General features: G+C 49.9%; 17 protein-coding genes. 13 read left to right on the forward strand and 4 right to left on the reverse strand.

Annotation, left to right across the window (positions count from 1 at the left end; genetic code table 11):
* Position 1: 1 nt before the first annotated feature.
* The 5 genes from qhpC (Q4488_RS00615) to Q4488_RS00635 all read left to right on the forward strand — a co-directional run bounded on the left by qhpC (Q4488_RS00615) (position 2) and on the right by Q4488_RS00635 (position 5380).
* Positions 2-328, forward strand: a complete 327-nt coding sequence (gene qhpC, locus Q4488_RS00615) for a quinohemoprotein amine dehydrogenase subunit gamma (RefSeq protein ID WP_303578504.1) — start codon at positions 2-4, stop codon at positions 326-328.
* Positions 329-339: 11 nt separating this feature from the next.
* On the forward strand, positions 340-1476 hold the full coding sequence (gene peaD, locus Q4488_RS00620; protein WP_303578505.1) for a quinohemoprotein amine dehydrogenase subunit beta: 1137 nt from the start codon (positions 340-342) through the stop codon (positions 1474-1476).
* Between the two features lie 85 nt (positions 1477-1561).
* The gene (locus tag Q4488_RS00625; protein ID WP_303578506.1) at positions 1562-3289 is read left to right on the forward strand and encodes an ABC transporter ATP-binding protein; all 1728 of its coding nucleotides are present in this window, start codon (positions 1562-1564) and stop codon (positions 3287-3289) included.
* Between the two features lies 1 nt (position 3290).
* Complete coding sequence (locus Q4488_RS00630; RefSeq protein ID WP_303578507.1) at positions 3291-4022, forward strand: S8 family serine peptidase; 732 nt, start codon at positions 3291-3293, stop codon at positions 4020-4022.
* Positions 4022-5380, forward strand: a complete 1359-nt coding sequence (locus tag Q4488_RS00635; RefSeq protein WP_303578508.1) for an NAD(P)/FAD-dependent oxidoreductase — start codon at positions 4022-4024, stop codon at positions 5378-5380. The genes Q4488_RS00630 and Q4488_RS00635 overlap by 1 nt, the downstream gene beginning before the upstream one ends.
* 90 nt (positions 5381-5470) lie before the next feature.
* On the opposite strand, the gene Q4488_RS00640 is transcribed toward Q4488_RS00635, so the two are convergent.
* Entirely contained in the window at positions 5471-5944 is a 474-nt protein-coding gene (locus Q4488_RS00640; protein WP_303578509.1) for an NADAR family protein, read from the reverse strand.
* Between the two features lie 271 nt (positions 5945-6215).
* Complete coding sequence (locus Q4488_RS00645; protein WP_303578510.1) at positions 6216-7715, reverse strand: aldehyde dehydrogenase; 1500 nt, start codon at positions 7713-7715, stop codon at positions 6216-6218.
* 571 nt (positions 7716-8286) lie between these two features.
* On the opposite strand from Q4488_RS00645, the gene peaA reads away from it, so the two are divergent.
* From peaA to Q4488_RS00675, 6 genes are all read left to right on the forward strand, one after another.
* Positions 8287-9885 carry a quinohemoprotein amine dehydrogenase subunit alpha gene (peaA, locus tag Q4488_RS00650; protein ID WP_303578511.1) on the forward strand — a complete coding sequence of 533 codons (1599 nt, stop codon included), beginning with the start codon at positions 8287-8289 and terminating at the stop codon, positions 9883-9885.
* Positions 9886-9968: 83 nt separating this feature from the next.
* A complete protein-coding gene (gene peaB, locus Q4488_RS00655) occupies positions 9969-11402 on the forward strand; it encodes a quinohemoprotein amine dehydrogenase maturation protein (protein ID WP_303578512.1) in 1434 nt (477 codons plus the stop codon).
* A gap of 1 nt (position 11403) precedes the next feature.
* The gene (qhpC, locus tag Q4488_RS00660; RefSeq protein WP_303578513.1) at positions 11404-11730 is read left to right on the forward strand and encodes a quinohemoprotein amine dehydrogenase subunit gamma; all 327 of its coding nucleotides are present in this window, start codon (positions 11404-11406) and stop codon (positions 11728-11730) included.
* An 18-nt stretch (positions 11731-11748) separates the two neighbouring features.
* Complete coding sequence (gene peaD / locus Q4488_RS00665) at positions 11749-12891, forward strand: quinohemoprotein amine dehydrogenase subunit beta (protein ID WP_303578514.1); 1143 nt, start codon at positions 11749-11751, stop codon at positions 12889-12891.
* 150 nt (positions 12892-13041) lie between these two features.
* Positions 13042-14373 carry an alginate export family protein gene (locus Q4488_RS00670; RefSeq protein ID WP_303578515.1) on the forward strand — a complete coding sequence of 444 codons (1332 nt, stop codon included), beginning with the start codon at positions 13042-13044 and terminating at the stop codon, positions 14371-14373.
* A 229-nt stretch (positions 14374-14602) separates the two neighbouring features.
* Complete coding sequence (locus Q4488_RS00675; RefSeq protein WP_303578516.1) at positions 14603-16585, forward strand: sigma-54-dependent Fis family transcriptional regulator; 1983 nt, start codon at positions 14603-14605, stop codon at positions 16583-16585.
* Positions 16586-16671: 86 nt separating this feature from the next.
* Here Q4488_RS00675 and Q4488_RS00680 read toward each other — a convergent pair whose 3' ends face one another.
* A complete protein-coding gene (locus Q4488_RS00680; protein ID WP_303578517.1) occupies positions 16672-17316 on the reverse strand; it encodes an MOSC domain-containing protein in 645 nt (214 codons plus the stop codon).
* A gap of 170 nt (positions 17317-17486) precedes the next feature.
* Here Q4488_RS00680 and Q4488_RS00685 point away from each other — a divergent pair, with 170 nt between their 5' ends.
* On the forward strand, positions 17487-18146 hold the full coding sequence (locus Q4488_RS00685; RefSeq protein ID WP_303578518.1) for a YceH family protein: 660 nt from the start codon (positions 17487-17489) through the stop codon (positions 18144-18146).
* 15 nt (positions 18147-18161) lie between these two features.
* On the opposite strand, the gene Q4488_RS00690 is transcribed toward Q4488_RS00685, so the two are convergent.
* On the reverse strand, positions 18162-18344 hold the full coding sequence (locus Q4488_RS00690) for a hypothetical protein (RefSeq protein WP_303578519.1): 183 nt from the start codon (positions 18342-18344) through the stop codon (positions 18162-18164).
* A 164-nt stretch (positions 18345-18508) separates the two neighbouring features.
* Between Q4488_RS00690 and Q4488_RS00695 the strand changes: the two genes are divergently transcribed.
* Positions 18509-18916: a hypothetical protein gene (locus tag Q4488_RS00695; protein ID WP_303578520.1), complete on the forward strand. Its 408-nt coding sequence runs from the start codon at positions 18509-18511 to the stop codon at positions 18914-18916.
* Positions 18917-19013 lie beyond the last annotated feature (97 nt).

A 19013-nucleotide genomic window follows, 5' to 3' on the forward strand; every position in this document is an offset into this window, starting at 1 on the left:
AATGAAACATCTTAAGTCGTTTAATAAAAAAGCAAGAATGATCGACAAGGCAACATCCACCGATGATGTCGAAGAAGTCGTTGCCATGCAGACCATTGTGGGCTGCACCTCAACTAATGATCCAGGCTGGGAGGTTGATGCCTTTGGTGGTTTGGGTTCTCTGTGTCAACCGATGGAATCTGACCTTTATGGTTGTGCCGATGCCTGTTGGTGGCCTGCTCAGGTGCCTGACACCATGAGTAACTATCCTGATTGGTCTCAGGATGTGGCGAAGGCAGATGAAGACTGGCGCAAGCTGGACGGCATTTTCCCTGAAGAGCAGAAGTGAAGGAGGCGCAGATGAAACTTACGCAAAAAATAAAAGCCGCAGCCCTGATGGGTATTGCCGGTTCCGTTGCCTTAATATCGGGTTGTGCGATGAGCCCATCGGCGGACCTCAACGGTATGAAAGGCGGTGGTCATGAATATCTATTGACGGTAACGCGTCCGAATCAGTTACATGTGATCGACACCGAAACCAATAAAGTCATTCGTAGCTGTGATGTGCCTGGCATCTTTGGACAGGGCACGGTGGAGCCTTCACCGGATGGCCGTATCGCTTATGTCGGTACAAACAAGTGGGAAGATGTCGTCGGTTTTGATATTACCAACTGTGATATTGTTTTCTCGGCGAAGCAATCTTATAGCAACGTTACCGTTAAAAGCTTTGTTTCATTGGCGGTCAGTCGCGATGGTAAAGAGCTGTATACGGTGCAAAATCCAACCCGTAAGTTGAATGATCGCTATGAGGTCATGCAGCCTCAATTAGCGGTTTACGATACCAGTGCAGGGCTGAATGCTAAACCGCTAAGAACCTTCCCCGTCGATCGTCAGATCACTAAGATCATGGCGATGGATAGCGGTGAAGTGATTCTGGCCGGTAATGATGTGCAGGCGATTAATCCTGAAAACGGTGATGTACGTGTATTGACGTTGCTGCAGAATTGGAATCGAGGTGACACCTGGACACAGCCGGATGCCTTTGCGATGCATACCTTAGGGGAGCAAGCAGATGAGTTTATCTTGCCGTACTTCACCATTAAGTGGAACGGTGATCCGGGTGAGATGGAGAAAGCCGAGTTCTGGTGGGGTATGAGCCGGGTTGACTTGAAAACCGGTGAAGTCGAAGCGGGTGAAATATTGCCGTTTGAGTTTATCGTGTTCAACTTTATTACCGATCCGACCGATAGTAATATACTCTATGGCGCGTTTAATACGCTGTCCAAACATGATATCAGTGAGAAAAAGACTCTCGCTGTGCATAATATGGAACATACTTATTACAATCTCAATATGACCCAAAACCGGACCATCTATGTGGGTGGTACTTCAAGTGATATCTCGATCCATGATCCGGATACGCTGGAGAAAATTGGCTCTATTAAATTACCGGGTGATCAGTCTACTGCAGCCATGCGGATCGCATTTTTGAAGTAAACTGAGATTGGTTGTTTTGATAAGTAAAAGGCTGTCCTATGACAGCCTTTTTTGTATTTATAGTTGATAATAAAAAGAGTTAACCATGATTAGATGGCTAAGTGCTGCAATTGATGGCCAAGATCGTGGCCGGTTAGAAGAAGCCTTTCGTTGGCTATACACTTTTGTTAAGCCACAGACGAAAGCGATCATCGGTCTGATGTTACTGTCGGTTGTCGCCTCGGCACTCGTCTTGTTACAGCCTTGGCTGACAAAGCTATTGATTGATGAGGGCTTGCTGGCGAAAGATTACGGCATGTTAGTCTCGATGGCGATCACGATGATTTTTGTCGGCATTTTCAGTACCGGTTTGTCGGGTATTAATCGTTATCTGCATACCCGACTGTCGGGACGCATTTTGTTTGCCTTGCGTGAACACCTTTATGAACACTTACAAACCCTGTCACCACAATTTTATGGCAGTCGCCGAATTGGCGATATTCTCTCCCGCCTCGATGGTGATGTTTCGCAGATACAGCGTTTTGCCGTCGATAGTATGTTCTCTGCCTTAAGCAGTGTGTTGGGGCTGGCTGGCGCGTTAGCACTGTTAATTACGCTGTCATGGGAGCTGTCGCTCTTGGTGTTGGTGTTGATTCCGCTGGAAGTGCTTTGGTTACGCTGGATGCGCCGTAAAGTCGAACGGCAAACACGTATTATTCGTGAACGTTCTGCCGATCTCAGTTCGTTTTTGGTGGAAACCCTACCGGCCATGAAGTTTATTCAGGCGGTATCGCAAGAGAAACGCGAGTCGAGCAAACTGCATAACTTGAGTAATCATTACCTGACCGACCTACTCAAGCTGCAGGTCACCGAGTTTTTCACTCAAGCAGTACCGGGCACACTGACCTCGCTTACCCGTGCGACGGCTTTTTTAATCGGCGGATATTGGGTGATTGAGGGGCAGTGGCAACTGGGCTCGCTGATCGCTTTTTCTACCTATTTGGGCATGGCCACTGGTCCCGTGCAGAGCTTATTGGGGTTGTATGTTGCGATTCAACGAATGTCGGTGAGTCTCGACCGCGTGATGGATCTACGGCGGGCTGAAGCGGATATAGCACCACCTGAAACACCTGCTACGTTGGCCGATAATATGCGTGGTGAGATTGAGTTTGATCGGGTGAGTTTTGCTTATCCGGAGCGAGCTCACATTCTTAATCAGGCCAGTGTGGTGTTGCCAGCCGGTGGTACGATCGCTGTTACGGGGCCATCGGGCGTCGGTAAATCTACGGTGATCGATCTCTTGATGCGCTATTACGATCCGCAACAGGGACGTATTCTGATCGATGGTATCAATCTGAAACAGCTCGCGCCCATGGAACTACGTAAACGGGTGGCGTTAGTCAGCCAAGATATCACCCTGTTTCGTGGCTCCTTGATGGAGAATATTCGTTATGCCGCCCCTTCAGCGACGGATGCTGAGGTGTTAGCCGCCGCGCAACAAGCTCAGTTAACCGAGTTAATTGACGCCTTACCGATGGGCTTAGAAACGCCTTTGGGTGAACGCGGGAGCCAATTATCGGGGGGACAGAAGCAACGGGTAGCGATCGCACGGGCGATTTTGCAACATCCCGTGATTCTCATTCTAGATGAAGCGACCTCGGCGGTGGATGAGGCCACCGAAGCGGAAGTGATCGCCAATGTGAATCGCGTGTTCGCGGGTAAAATGCGGATTTTGATCAGTCACCGAGCCTCCACCCTCAGTGGTGTTGATCTACGTATTGAGTTGAAAGAGGGTCAGTTGGTGGCCGACAATCCAGAGCTGGAGGTTGAATAAGATGGGATTAACCAAAACCAACCCCGTGATCGGTATTGTCGATAGTGGTTATGGCTTTGCCGGTTCGGCTACAACCGGATGTGATCGGGTGATTGCCGCTCAAGGGTTTAGCTATGATCAGGGCATCGTTTTAACGCCGAGTAGTGTTGATCGGCTTGGCCATGGTTCGGCTCTGTTGGAGGTGATAGCAACACAGGCTCCCGCCGCGTCGTTCGCTATTGCGCAGATCTTTCATGAGCGCTTAAGTACCACCCCGGCACAAGTGGCCGCGGCTATCGATTGGCTGGTTGAACAGCACGTTGATCTTATCAATCTGAGTTTAGGCTTACGTAATGATCGTGAGGTATTACGTGTCGCCTGTGAAAAAGCGATTGCCGCTGGCGTGATCATCTGTGCTTCATCGCCGGCGAAAGGTGATCCGGTTTACCCTTCGGCATACCCCGGTGTGTTGCGTATGACCGGCGATGCCCGTTGTGAAAACGTCACTCAGTTATCCTGCTTGAAAACCCAGTATGCGGATTTTGGTGGTTATGTTAAAGCGGCGAATGGTGTCATCGGTGCCAGTGCGGGGTGTGCGCAGATGACGGGCCACATCGGTCGTTATCTGTCTGAAGGTGGTCGGGCGGAGGCGACACTGATTGATCAATGGCTGCAACGTCAGGCGAGTTATTTTGGTGTTGAAGTGCGCTTCCCTAAGGCATCGGCGAATGTCAAACATAGCGAGGCTGAGTGATGCTGCAAGTGCAACAAACAATGGCACACATTATCGTCCTTGGGGGCGGCCCTGCAGGTGGTGCGACCGCATTAGGGTTAAAAAAACTCGGCTATGAAGTCATTGTCGTTACTCAACCACGCCCCTTTAAAGCGGTTGAAGGGATCTCCGAAAGAGTGCTGGAAGGCTTGCGCAATGCCGGTTTTAAACAGGCGCTTATCGATCTACCGGCGGCTTCACCACGAATGGCCAGTTGGAACGGTGAAACCAATAGTGCCAATAGCGAAAGACTGATTAATAGGCATGCGTTAGATCGAGGCATCGGATTGGATCTACAAGCGGCGGGCATCATGGTTATTGATGGACGTGTCGATAAGGTTAACCGCAGCGATGCGGGGTATGTCGTTGCGGTGAAGACTGACGCTGAGACTGATGTTATACAGGTGATCAGCGCTGACTTTCTGGTTGAGGCGCGCGGGCGGAGTGCGCCCGGGGCTGGATTAAAACGTTTGCGCGGCAGTGAAACCGTATCCTTGTTGCAATATTGGCAGGGGGAACCCTGTCAACCGCAGTCGGCCGCCGAAAGCTTTAAAGATGGCTGGGCTTGGATGGCTGCTTGGTCAGATGGCACTCGCTATCTGCAACTGACCTTCGATGTTGTCAGTGCGAATCTGCCCGATAAATCTCAGTTAATCGATCACTGTAACCGTATCTTACGCACCCTGCCAAGCGCCGCGCCCTTTTTAGATAAAGCAGAACCCAGTGGGATTATTCACGCCCGTACCAGCACACCGATTCTCTGTCGTGAAGCGGTGGGGGATAACTGGATTCGCGTCGGTGATGCCGCGATGGCGGTGGACCCTCTTTCCGGTAACGGTATTTTTCAGGCGCTCTCCAGTGCGTTACAAGCACCGGCGGTGATCAATACCTTATTACAACAGCCGCAACGAGCCGCATTGGCTAAGCAGTTTTATCAACAGCGAGTCGATCACCTGTTCTACCGTTTTGCGCGCATTGGGCGTGATTTTTATGCTTCAGAAGAGCGTTGGGATACGCCGTTTTGGTTGACTCGGCGTCACTGGCCGGATAATCAACCGCTGCATCAAGAAACCGATCCGAACTCACTGCAAGTGGTGACACTGCCGGTGGTTAGTAATGGCTTAATTACCGCTGAAGAGGTGGTGACCACTAATGATCAGCCCCTCGGTATCTGGCATCTGAATGGCTTAGCGATGGCGCCGGTGGTGCGCGCCTTGCAACAGCGCGGCATCGATGAAAATCCGCAAGACTGCTTGCAACGAGTATTAGAGTTGCCACCGCAGACTGCCGCAGGGTTGACCCGTTGGCTCTATCAGAATCGCTGGTTAGCGACTCAGTAACGGCATTAAACCGAGCTAAAACTGCTGTTTCGGTCTCGAAGCTAACTCTTGGCGAATCAATGAGTCGTTAGCGGAGTGAGCCATCCGAGGCTAGGCTGGCTGCCTCTCTGCGGTGAGTTTGTTGCGAATCTCCATCAACATCTGGCCAAAAGCATTATTGCCGCGCATATCGCGGCCACTGCCCCAGAAATAGTCGTATTGGCTGAGGTCGGCAATATGGATATCACCACTATCCAGCAATTGTTGCGCAATCTCGGGGTAAGTGCGGCATTTAATGTAAGTGCCTCGGGTCATTACCGTTACTTTGACCTTATCCCAATCTTTACGCTTATTGTGCTGCTTGCTTTTGCCTAGCTTCATCGCCTCTGCTGGACTCGCTGCCTGACGGATCTGCTCAGCGTATTCTGTATCAGCAAACTTCATCGCTTGATAGTAATGTTCCACCGAAGGCCACTCATAACCGTCTAACTCAAATGCATGATTTGCATAAGCGGCTAATGGATTATTGGGATCATTACGCTGAATAATAAGGCGCTTTGGTTCTTCTTTAGGTTTAAAAAACATGTTTTTTCCAAGTTATCTCGGGCGTTTAGCTAACTACTGGGGCGAGTCAGAGGCGTGTAAACGACGTAGAGGTCGGTATTCTCGTTAAGTATCGGCGGTCAGCCTAGCGCCCCTAAACGAGAGTCCTGCAATCAAAGCGCTAAGGTAGCGGTTTTCCTGCTGAAGGAAAAGCATTGTTTTTGCGGGAGATGATGAGGATTGGGTGATGGTGTGGGGGGGAAAGAGCCGCAAAGCGTTCTGCGACTCTTTTGGGTTAACGAGGGGTTCGGCTTTAGATACTCATCAATACCGATTTTACTTCGGTGTAATGCTCGATGACATCGCTGCCCATCTCTCGGCCTAGGCCTGATTGCTTATATCCACCAAACGGTAGCGCCGGGTCGAGGGCGGTATGGCAGTTAACCCATACTGAGCCTGATTTAATGCGCGGAATCATACGGTGCACTTGGGATAGGTTATTTGACCAGATGCTGGCGCCGAGGCCGTATTGGCTATCGTTAGCGATACGCACCGCTTCTTCAATATCATCAAAGGGCATTGCCACCAATACCGGACCAAAAATCTCTTCCTGTACCACGCTGGCGGTTTGATCGACATCCACCATTACTGTGGGTTCAACGAAGAAGCCTGGGCCGTCAACGGGACCACCCCCAGTGGTAATGGTGGCACCACTATTACGCCCTTGGTCGATATAGTTACACACCCGCTGTTGCTGTTTCGCCGAGATCAATGGCCCCATCTGCGTATTAGGGTTTAGACCTGCCCCGATCGTCATCTCTTCGGCAATACTGGAAATATCGGCGACAACGTTATCGAAGTGCTTTTTATGAACATATAAACGTGAACCGGCACAGCAGACCTGCCCCTGATTGAAGAAGATGGCATTGGCTGCACCCGCAGCGGCGGTTGGAAGGTCGGCATCTTCTAAAACGATGGTGGGAGATTTACCCCCGAGTTCCAATGTTACCCGCGTCATGGTATCCATGGCGGCTTTACCGATGAGCTTGCCCACCTCGGTTGACCCAGTAAAGGTAAGCTTATCCACATCGGGATGATGGGACAGTGCCGCACCGGCTTCGATACCGGTGCCGGTAACCACATTCAATACGCCCGGTGGATAACCCGCTTCCAATGCTAGTTTACCCAGCATCAAGGCGGTGAGTGGTGTTTCATCGGCGGGTTTCAGTACCACGGTACAGCCCGACGCGAGTGCCGGGCCGAGCTTCCAGCAGGCGAGTAGCAGCGGGAAGTTCCAAGCGACAATCGCGCCGACCACACCAACGGCTTCCCGACGGGTATACCCGTGGAACTGAGCATCCGGCATAAAGGGTACCGAGACATCAACACTACGGCCTTCGATTTTAGTCGCGAAACCGGCCATGTATCGGAGAAAGTCGATCGCCAGACGAATATCGACATGTTCTGCAACGGCGACGCTTTTACCATTATCCAGGGTTTCGATTTCAGCTAGCAATCCCGCATTTTTTTCAATGAGGTCGGCGAAGTTCCATAATAGCTTTTGACGGTCGACGGGTTTGATACGGCTCCAATCAGAATCTTCGAAAGTTTGACGGGCCATGGCAACGGCTTTATCGATATCGGCCTTATTGCCGCTCGGAACCGTCGTTAGTTGTTCGCCGTCGGCGGGGTTGATCACCGGCAGAGTACGGCCATCTTCAGCTTCGAGCCACTGATCACCGATGAGAAATTTATGTTGACGCTGAATAAAGTCTAGCGCCGCGGTGGATGGGGAGAATGTTGCTTCGCTCATATTATTAAACCTTCTTATCGTTATGTTGTTAATGGCAGGTTGTTAGTGACAGAGCTCTGACATCCCGCACAGATAATCTGATACTCAGTGGTGTGCTTATCGCAAGGGCTGTGCCAGAGTTAGGGGTTTTGTGTAAGCTATTGTTTTATAGAGATTTATCTTGTTTGTGGGCTGGCGGTTATTGAGCCTGCGGTGCTGACCGATTGTTTTACTCTGAGACAGAGTGTTAAAAAATAAGTCACCCAAACTGTTGCTGCAGCATCTCTCAAGAGCGTCGCTGTAATCGTTTGTAGTACGGTAACTTGGGGTCGGTTAATTAAGGCAATGGCTAAGCGGATAAACGAATGCGATAGGGTTGATGGTGACTGTTACATTTTTGAACAGCGGTGTTACGTAATAAAACACTCGTTAAGCTGTTTAGCCCTAGTGATTTAGCCTTTTTTTATCTAGGTCTTTGAAAAATATAGAGTTGTTTCTCTTGGCACACGCCGTGCAACGTATCTTCGCAGGTTAGAACTATGGGTGGTGTGAGGCTATCCAATTAAATTAACAACAAAGGAGTCTGGCCTTGATGAAGAATTTTAAACTTCCCCGGTTAACGGGTGGCTTATTGCTAGCAGGGGTTATCCTGCCCGTCAGCGCGGTACAGGCGGCTGATGCAGAAGCGATCATTCAAACTAAATGTATGGCGTGCCATACCCAAGAGCAAGCGGAACCTCTAGAGATGAGTCGTATGAGTCATCAACGTAAAACCCCAGAGGGCTGGTTGATGACGATTGCGCGCATGCAGGTGATGCATGGTCTTGATGTCAGCGATGAAGAGCGACGTACCTTGGTGAAATATTTTGCCGATAAACAAGGGTTGGCACCGGAAGAAACGGCTGGGGCTCGGTATGCGCTGGAGCGCCGTTTAAACACGATGGAAAGCTTTGAATCAGCCAACTTCGAGCAGATGTGTGCTCGCTGCCACTCCGGTGCGCGGGTTGAGTTGCAACGTCGTCCGGCAGAAGAATGGAAACATCTGGTGAACTTCCATTTGGGTCAATGGCCTAGTTTGGAGTATCAGGCGCAAGCACGAGATCGTGACTGGATGGGGCTGGCATTTAAGCAGATGGTGCCGGAACTCGCCAGTAATTTCCCACTGCAATCAGCGAGTTGGGATAATTGGCAAAAAGTCACCAAGGTGCCGGTTAGCGGCAGTTGGAGCTTTAGCGCACAGATGCCCGTGAAAGGGGATGCTCGCGGCGTGATGACGATTACGGGTGGTAAAGGTGATCAGTATCAAGTCAGCATCGACGGTGAATACGCCGATGGTTCTGCGCTGAAAGGTAGTGGTACGGCGATTGTCTATACCGGTTATGAGTGGCGCGCTAATCTCACCGTCGATGGCGTCAAAATGCGTCAAGTCTTTGCCCTCTCCGCTGATGGTGCTGAGCTCACTGGGCGTATGTTTGAGACAATACATGATGAAGCGGGTATGGATTTCGCGGCGGTGCGCAGCGGTAGTTCGCCGACCTTATTGTCGGTGCAACCTGAGTTTATTCGTGCTGGTAGTACGCAGGTACTAACACTGGTGGGCACCGGCTTAGGTAAGCAGATCTCTCTCGGTGATGGCGTGAGTGTCGTGAGTGAAATCTATCGTGATGATAACAAAGTGGTGGTGCAAGCAACGGCCAATAATAAGGCGCAACTCGGCCCACGCAATGTCGATGCAGGTAAAGCGACAGGGGCTACACTGAACGTCTATAACAACGTTGATCGTATCAATGTCGTGCCTAGCTTCGCGGTTGCGCGTGTCGGTGGCAACGGTGGTTCAACACCAAAATATAATGCTTATTTCCAAGCGGAAGCGTGGATGAATGGCGCCGACGGTCAGCCGGATACGGCGGATGATATGCGTATCGGTTATGTGCCGGCTAAGTGGCATGTAGAACCCTTTAATGAGCAGGCTGCCGTCGACCGCGATGTGCACTTTACCGGGCGTATGGATGAGAAAACCGGTGTCTTCACTACCGCCGGTGCAGGGCCCAACCCTGAGCGACGTATGTCGACCAATAATGCTGGTAATCTGAAAGTGATTGCAGACGTGATGGATGGCGATAAAGCGTTGAGTGCTGAAGGTCAGATGATTGTTACGGTGCAGCGTTGGAATAATCCACCTCTGCCATAGGGGCTTGAATAGCACCTAAGCGATGTTATTAGCCGATTGGCGACTGACATCAGGATAACAATAAAAGTGAGGAGGGTCGTTCTATGGGCGCCCAATTAAATCTGGTAGAGCAAAACTTGCATCTCGTCGCCGTCAGTTCGCGACAGATGTTGTTTCATATTCCGTCCAGTAGCTTGTTTGAGTTAGATGGTCTGACAGCGCAGTTAATCGAGCGCTTACGCAGTCATCCGGAGCAGACCGCAGAACAGTTGATTGGTGAACTGTCGGCGCAATTTCCGGCGGCTCAGATTGCTGAAACGCTGCAAGAACTGATTGCGTTAGAGCTGGTGAGTGATGGCTCACCTTTAACGCCTGAGATTGCGCTGAAAAAGATCACCGAGTTTCCTTTAAATACCCTGGTATTAAATGTGAACACCGGTTGCAACCTTAGCTGCAGTTATTGCTATAAAGAGGATCTAGATAAGCCGTCTGAAGGTAAGAAAATGGCGTTCGATACGGCACGTCAGTCGATCGAAATGCTGATCGCTGAATCACCCAATGAAAACCGTTATAACATCGTTTTCTTCGGTGGTGAGCCGCTCTCGAATCTGGGGCTTATCAAAGAGGTGGTGGCGTATTGCGAAGCGCGGTTTGCCGAGCTGGGTAAACCGGTGGATTTCACCATGACCACCAATGCGACGTTACTGACAGAAGAGATCGCCGACTGGCTTAATGAGCACCGTTTTGGTCTCTCTGTGAGTATGGATGGCCCGAAAGCGATTCATGATAAAAACCGGATCACCGTGGGTGGGCAGGGGACTTATGATGTGGTCAGTCGCAAAGCCAAAATGCTGCTGTCCCGGTTCCGCGCTCGACCGATTGGGGCGAGAGTGACACTGACTAAAGGTGTCACCGATGTACGTCAAATCTGGGATCATCTGTTTAACGAATTAGGTTTCTCTGAAGTCGGTTTTGCGCCGGTTACCTCCGGTGACATTAGCTACTATAACCTCAGTGATGCCGAGTTAGTTGATGTTTTTCGTAACATGAAAATGCTGGGTCAAGAGTACCTTGAGGCCGCGTTGGAACATCGTAATATTGGCTTTTCCAATATGCATCAGTTGATCACCGATCTTCACGAGGGTAATAAAAAAGCCCTGCCTTGTGGCGCTGGAGTGGCTTTATTAGCCGTGGATCATGAAGGTGGTTTAAATCTCTGTCATCGTTTTACCGGTTCTGATCTGGATACCTTTGGTGATGTACAAACCGGTATCGATAAAGAACGCCTCGGTGGTTTCCTTGAACAGCGTCTCGATCGCACCGACACCGGTTGCTCGAGCTGCCGTATTCGTAATCTCTGTTCCGGTGGGTGTTATCACGAAAGTTACGCCCGTTTTGAAGATCCGGCTCAACCTGTTTATCACTACTGCGATCTGATGCGCGATTGGGTGGACTTCGGTATCGAAGTTTACAGCCGCATCATGGCCGAAAATCCGGCCTTTATCGACAGTTACATATCTCCTCGGAGGGCTCATTGATATGAAACATCTCAAGCCTGTTAATAACAAAGCACATACTCTCACTCAAGCCGTTGTCGATGATCAGGTCGAAGAAGTCGTGGCGATGCAATCGATAGCGGGCTGTACCGCGACGACCGACCCCGGTTGGGAAATTGATGCCTTTGGTGGCGTCACTTCCCTGTGTCAGCCAATGGAATCTGATCTTTATGGTTGTGCCGATCCATGCTGGTGGCCTGCTCAAGTGCCCGACATGATGAACACCTATCCTGACTGGAATGAGCAAGCCACTAATTCTGCTGAAAACTGGCGCAACCTGGGAACTGTATTCCCTGCTGATAAAGACTAACGGAACAGGATGCTTACGATGAGAAAAAGAACAATGCTTCCTCGCAGCATGACGATGATGCTGACAACCTTAACGCTGGGATTGACAACCTTAAGCAGTGGTCTGGCGGTTGCTGCCAAGGGGCCTGCACTGCAGTCAGGCAACGAATATATGGTGGTGGCTAACTACCCTAATCAGCTACATGTATTGGATTTGCAAACCGATACGGTTTACAAATCCTGTGATATGCCTGGGCGATTTGGCCCAGGGGCACTGCAGGTAGCGCCGGATAACAAAACCGCGTATATCCTCAATAATGGCTATGAAGATATCTACGGTGTGGATATGGATACCTGTGAGGTTATCTTCCATGCTGAAATGGCGCAAAGTTACAAGGAGCGGACGAAAACCATGTATGCTTTTGCCCTGAGCTATGATGGCAAAGAGCTCTATGCAGTGCAGAATCCAACCCTCATGGAGCGCGATCACTATGTGGTACAACCCACCCGTTTGGCGGTTTATAATACCGATGCGGGTTTGGATGCCAAGCCGACGCGGATGTTGCCATCGCCTCGACTCGTCACGGCGATGCAGATGGGTAAAGATGGTGGCTTATACATGGCCGGCGCGGATATCTATAAAATGGATGTCCATAGCGGTGAATATGAAGTCGCTGTGCCGAGTCGTAACTGGCAGCGGGAGCGTTATGTTCAGCCGGATGTCTTGAACGTCTGGGCGGTGCAGACGCCGACACAAGACTTCACTATTTTGTATACCACAGCGCGCTTTCAGGAAGGCTCTGAGGATCTGAATACGGCGGATTGGCTGTATGGTTATTTCAATATCAATTTGGTAACCGGAGCCACTGAAACCAAAGACTTTGGCCCGCTCACCGAGATCTATTTTACGGGTACGCGGAATCCTAAAGACCCTAATATCATGTATGGCGTGCTCAACCGCTTAGCTAAATACGATATTGATAAGCAAACGTTGCTTAACGCCGCCGAGTTAGATCACTCTTACTATTGTGTCACGGTCAATCACAGTGGTAGCAAAGTGTATCTAGCGGGTACTCACAATCATGTAGCCGTGTTTGATGCTGATTCCCTTGAACATTTGAATACGATTGAGCTACCGGGTGGCGATATGTCCACCACCACCGCTCAGGTGTTTATTCGCTAAACGATTTCTGTCATGGGTAACTTCCCTTTGCGCTGCTCTCAATGAGCGGCTGAGGGGGAGCTTTACCTGAAAACTACTTCTTCGGTGTGTCTTGGCTCTTTGTTGCATAGTTAACAAGGTTAGCGGCACCGTGTTGTCTGGAATTTAAAGATGAAAAAAAACACAAGACAATTTGTCAAAGTAAATGCGTTAGTCGGTGCACTGTTAGCCAGCGGGGCGGTTCAAGCGGCCACGGTCTATGAACAAGATGGCAAAACGGTTGAGTTTAATGTTGAAGGCATGGCCGGTATTTTTTCCACCGGTGAAAACTATGATGGCGTCGATAATGGCGGCAATGATTGGCAAGAGGGTTATATCAAGGGCGATTTGGTTGGTCGTCAGGCGACCGATAATGGCACGATTTACGGCGGTTTAGGACTGATTGCGCTGGGCACCGGTGGTGATGGTGATGCGGGAGGTTATACCAGCGGTGATGAGAGTGAAGTGAAAGTAGAGAACGCTTACGTCGGTTGGCAGAGTCGTACCGGTCTGTTTGATCTCTCTATCGGTCGTCAAGCGTTTACCCTTGGTGATGGCTTTATCTTAGCCGGCGATGCGATCAGTTTGGGCGATATGGGTATCTCCGGTGTGGATGTGGATCGGGGTGGTGCTTACTACTTAGCGGGACAAAAAAGCTTTGATAAGACCGCTATTCTAAAAGTCGATCCTGCAGGCCCATTACGCAGTGATCTATTTTGGTTACAGTCAGACAACCCCTATCATCAGGATACCGAACTTGCTGGAGTTAACCTTGAGTGGGTCGATGATACGCATGGCACGCTAGGGTTAAGTTATCTGTCGGTACTGGATGTCGATCAAGGGGCCGGTTTTGGTCTTTGGGATCAGCGTAAGGGAATGGATGTTGTTAGCCTGCGCGGGCAGGGTAATGCTGGCATTGAAAACCTGTTTTTGTCGTTTGAATACGTCGATGAAAGTGGCGGCGATACGGCGGTTAAAAACGATGCTAACGCGTGGTATGTCGAAGCGGGTTGGACGTTTGCCGATCTGCCTTGGTCGCCGACACTCAACTATCGTTATGCGACGTTTTCCGGAGATGATAGCTCAACCACCGATAATGAGGCATTTGATCCGCTATTTTTTGGTTTCACCCGTGGATTCGGTACTTGGTTTCAGGGTGAAGTCGCCTCTAACTATGCTGGGCCTGCGAACAGTGGCAATGATGTTAATCGTTTAGAGTTGTTGCTACAGCCACGCGCGGATCTCACCCTCGGTCTGCAGTATTGGGATTTTGGCCGTCAGGATGATGCGGCGGATATGTCCGGCAGAGAGGTTGATCTTTATGCGCTCTGGTCGATTAATGATAATTTTGTCTTCAGTCCGATGGTGGGCTATTACACACCGGATGGCGCTGCCGTGAAAGCGAATCAGGCGAATGATGATAGTAATCTATATCTGCAAGCGGTGCTGATGTACTTCTATTAAGCGTTAGCGGTGATTCATGATTGAGGAGGCCCTGCTCCTTCAACCGCGATAAAAGGGCATTGAATGTCTAAATATCGCTTTCCACGACCCTGTTTCAGGTGTCGTGGTTTTTTACGTTGTGCGTCTTGCCGAGTGAAATTTATTGGATTGCTATGACTGGAATGATGAGGTAAAAATTAGTTAGTCTATGTTAATGTTTAACGTCTAGAAGTGGTGAGTGGTCCTAATAATGAAAAAAACAGCAGTTTCCACACCTTCAGTCGACTCTCTTCAGACGGTCAAGGTGGCCCGTCATCGCTTGGTCGCAGAGGGGGAAGTTCCCAGTGGTGTTTTGCGCAGTGAGATAGAAGATTCTTGGTTGCGCTGCATCAATGCGGGGCTTAATTGTGATGCCCCGTTAGATTTTGAGAACCTGTCTAAAGACTGTATCGACGATTTGAAAGACAAAAATCGTCGCCTAATTGAGGCGGCTCACCCTGAAATTAAACAGCTAGTTGAGTACTTTAGGACGGATGGCGGCTTCGTGATGCTCACCGATGAATCGGCGACCATTCTTAAAATCAAAGGAGAAACCCGTCATCTCGATGCGAGTACGCGCTATGCTTTGGCGCCAGGTGCGAATTGGGGGGAAGCGTTACGGGGCACCAATGGTCCCGGCACCGCCATTGTTAACGGCTCTCCCTTGATGATTCAGGGTAGCGAACACTTTCTTGATTCGATCGGCTACCTTTCCTGCTGTTCAGCGCCGATTTTTGATCCTAAAGGAGAGCTGCTCGGGGTGCTGGATCTTACTTCGCCAACCGATAACGGTGATCTGCCGCCCAATCTGAGCTTGGTACAACAAGCGATAAGGTCGATTGAAAACCGTATTTTTAGTGGTCAATTTCAACAGCATATTGTGTTGAGTGTGCATTCTAGGCCGGAATACCTTCGTTCGTCTTGGCAGGGTTTATTGGCACTGGAACTGGATGGCCATATACAGGCGGCCAATGAGCAGATCTGTCAGTTGCTCAACCGAAAACGGGAACAATTGGTGGGACGGAATCTCGAAGAGCTGTTTGGGGTTCGTGCTGAAGTGTTGCTCACTGATCTGCACCGCAAGGGGCGAGGTCAGTTACGCACCCGAGGCGGTGATTTTTACTGTGAATTACTGCATTTTCCGAATAGTTTTCCCCTGAGTTATAAAGCCCCTCAACAAAGCACGCCTAAAATCAGCCGTAATAAGCCGACCTCGGCAGCGTTGAATGCACCACCATTGAGTGAATTGGCGGGCCAAGATCCTCGTCTGCAGAAAGGTGTACGCATGGGTAGCCGAGCTTTGTCTCATGAACTGCCGGTGTTGATTCAAGGGGAAACGGGTACTGGTAAAGAGGTGATGGCTAAGTCACTGCATCTCGATAGCCGACGTCATCAAGGGGCGTTTGTCGCGGTTAACTGTGCATCGATTCCAGAAGGGTTGATCGAGTCTGAGTTGTTTGGTTATCGCGAAGGCGCGTTCACCGGTTCACGTAAAGGCGGCATGATAGGCCGTCTGGAGCAGGCTCAAGGCGGCACGTTATTTCTCGATGAGATCGGCGATATGCCTTTAGCGTTACAAGCGAGATTATTACGAGTATTACAGGAACGGACGATCTCGCCCTTGGGCGGCGGTGATGAGATAGCATTGGATATCGCTGTCATCTGTGCCTCGCATCGCGATTTAAAAGCCTTAGTGGCGGAAGGCCTGTTTCGCGAAGATCTCTATTATCGCCTGAATGGCGTTTGCCTGCGTATTCCCGCGTTTCGTGAGCGCACCGATAAAGAAGACTTTATTCGCTATTTTTTGCAGCAACTCACGCCGGATGGCCGTCAGATCGATATTGATTCTGCCATGATGTCGCAACTATTGAGTTATCATTGGCCGGGTAATATCCGACAGTTGGAAACCACGTTACGGGTCGCGATCGCTTTTATGGAGCCTGATGAGCGACAGATTGATAGCAGTCATATAAGTGATGACTTTCTCGAAGAACTAAGTGGTGAGGGTTTATCGGTGCCGTCTGGCTCGGCCATCTGCGCCAATGGCGCGACATTGAAAACCAATGAGCTATTAACGATTCAACAAGTGTTGGAACAGCATGAGGGCAATATCTCGGCAACCGCCATGGAGTTAGGTATTAGCCGAGCCACGTTGTATCGCAAGTTGAAGCAGTTGGAGGATGGGGCCGTTTAGCACGTTAACGAAAGCTCGAGCATTAAAGCGCGTTGTAAAGCTCATCACTTAATGCTCATCACTTAATGCTCATCAATTAATGCTCATCAATTAAAGCACCACTCATGCGACAGGCCGGGAACCTTGGTGTGAGTAGGATGACACGCCTGTTTATCTAAGTGCTGCATAAAGAGCGTCCAGATTTCAGCTACTGGGATGCTGTTATTTAGCCTATCGAGAAACTCGATATGGTCACCACGGCGCAGCTGTCCAGCTTCTAAGACTCGGTAATACCAGCCTGATAGCGCTTGCGACATGATGAGGGCGGCGATATGGGCATTGCCATATTTATGATTGACCTTCCAACAGGGACGTCGTGGTTGAGAGACCTGCACAGTCGCACTACCCAAGCGGAAGGTATCACCGATATGCACCTCGCTATCCAGTAACCCATGGGTCGATATATTTTCCCCGATAGAGCCGGGTATAAACATCCCACTGAGATGCGGCAGCGCCTGTTGCAGCAGGGCATAATGTTCAGCCGGATAGTGATAGATCGCTTTTTCCGAGCCACCGTGGACACGTTTATCCACCTGAATATCGCCACTCAAGCCCAGTTCACTAATCTTATGACAACGCTCCGACGCTTGTTTAAAAATTCCGCTGGCGGTGTTGCTTGGGCCGATGGTCGAAAGCTCGCCGATATACAGCCCCTCCACTAAGGTGTTACGTGGTGGTATTTCATGATTCATCGTCTATGACTCGTTATTAACGTTGGATAATCAGTCTAGGAGTGAGCGATTGAAATCGCCAGTTAACCCCGTCAGCGAAAAGTTGAGTTGACTAAATAATTAGGATGCCATTTCCTGAAAATAGGGTAACCTTATGAAAGCGTTAATAATTTATTCTAAGAGGCTGGAACATGGATATGCATCTGAGTCTGTTGCAAACCCGCGTGATTGGTTGTTTGATTGAGAAAGAGAAAACCACACCGGATCAGTACCCTCTCACCCTTAATGCTTTAACCACGGCCTGTAATCAGAAGAGTAACCGTGATCCCGTGATGGAGCTATCGGATACCGAAGTGCAGACGGTGATTGATGAGTTAACTCAGAAACGCCTGATACGTGAAGAGAGTGGCTTTGGTAGTCGGGTCGCTAAATATAAACACCGCTTTTGTAATACCGAATTTTCTGAATTAAAACTGAGTGAGCAAGAGCTAGCGATTATCTGTACGCTGTTTCTGCGAGGCCCACAAACGCCTGGAGAACTGCGTAGCCGCACGCATCGTTTATGCAGCTTTCGCGATGTGCATGAAACCGAAACCGTGCTACAAGCCATGAGTCAACGGGACGAGCTTCCTCTCGTCGTGCGGATGCCCCGAGAAGCGGGTAAGCGAGAATCTCGTTATGCTCATCTGTTGAGTGGTGAGGTTGAGGCCGCCGATGCTTCGGAATACAGCGCCGCTTCGCAAGACACAGCAACACCGCGTATCAGTCAGGAGACGATTCACTCATTGGAACAGCGTATCGCAGCACTGGAAGCTACCGTCGCAGCGTTGCAGGCAAAGCTGACGGATTAAACCACGCCGCTATATTTAATGGTTGTTAGCGTTTTTTTGGTGTGCTCCCTGCAGCCGAGGGATGCCGCTAAAGCCTGATGGTATTTCGGTGACCTTGCCGCCCTGTTGCAGGAATTGACGGGTTTGTTGACGGATGGATTCATGGCTTTCATGGGCGGCAGGTGGTTTGGGCGTATTGCGTTGACGCAGGGCTTTCATTGTTATCTCCCGTGGGTTGTTAATACTGTGATATCGCAGTATAGAAAAGATTCCCATGATTGCTCAAAAAATAGTCAATTAAGTGTGAGTCATGCTTCAATAGGGCTATGCTTATTGATACGTGAATGACAGCGACCTTATTTTAATAACAGGAGATTGTGGGGATGAGGTATCTGCTAGTCTTGGGATTAATCGGGGTGTTATCGGGTTGTTCGAGCAACGAAGAGCTCAAACCTTTTACCAGTGATGGTTGTAGCTCGTTTCCAAACGGCACACGGGCACAAAACAGCCTTTGGCTTTCCTGTTGTGAACAGCATGATTTAGCGTATTGGCAAGGGGGTACCTATCAGCAACGCTTGGAGGCAGATAATGAATTAAAAGCCTGTGTTGCCGGGGTGGGAGAGCCTGAGATAGCCGCCTTAATGCTAGCGGGAGTGCGAGTCGGCGGTAGCCCTTTTTGGCCCACCGAGTTTCGCTGGGGCTATGGCTGGCCCTATCTGAAACCCTATGGTGAGCTTAGCGCAGCGGAACAGGCGCAGGTTAAAAAATTGCTGCCGCCACGTCAGCCTTAATCTAGTTTCTTCGTCTCGTAATTTGAATAAAGCGTTGATATCAATGCTTCTGTAGAGGTGTTATTCGATAAATGATTGATTATTTTTAGGCATTTTA

The organism is Amphritea sp. 1_MG-2023 (assembly GCF_030547545.1).
Classification (GTDB): domain Bacteria; phylum Pseudomonadota; class Gammaproteobacteria; order Pseudomonadales; family Balneatricaceae; genus Amphritea.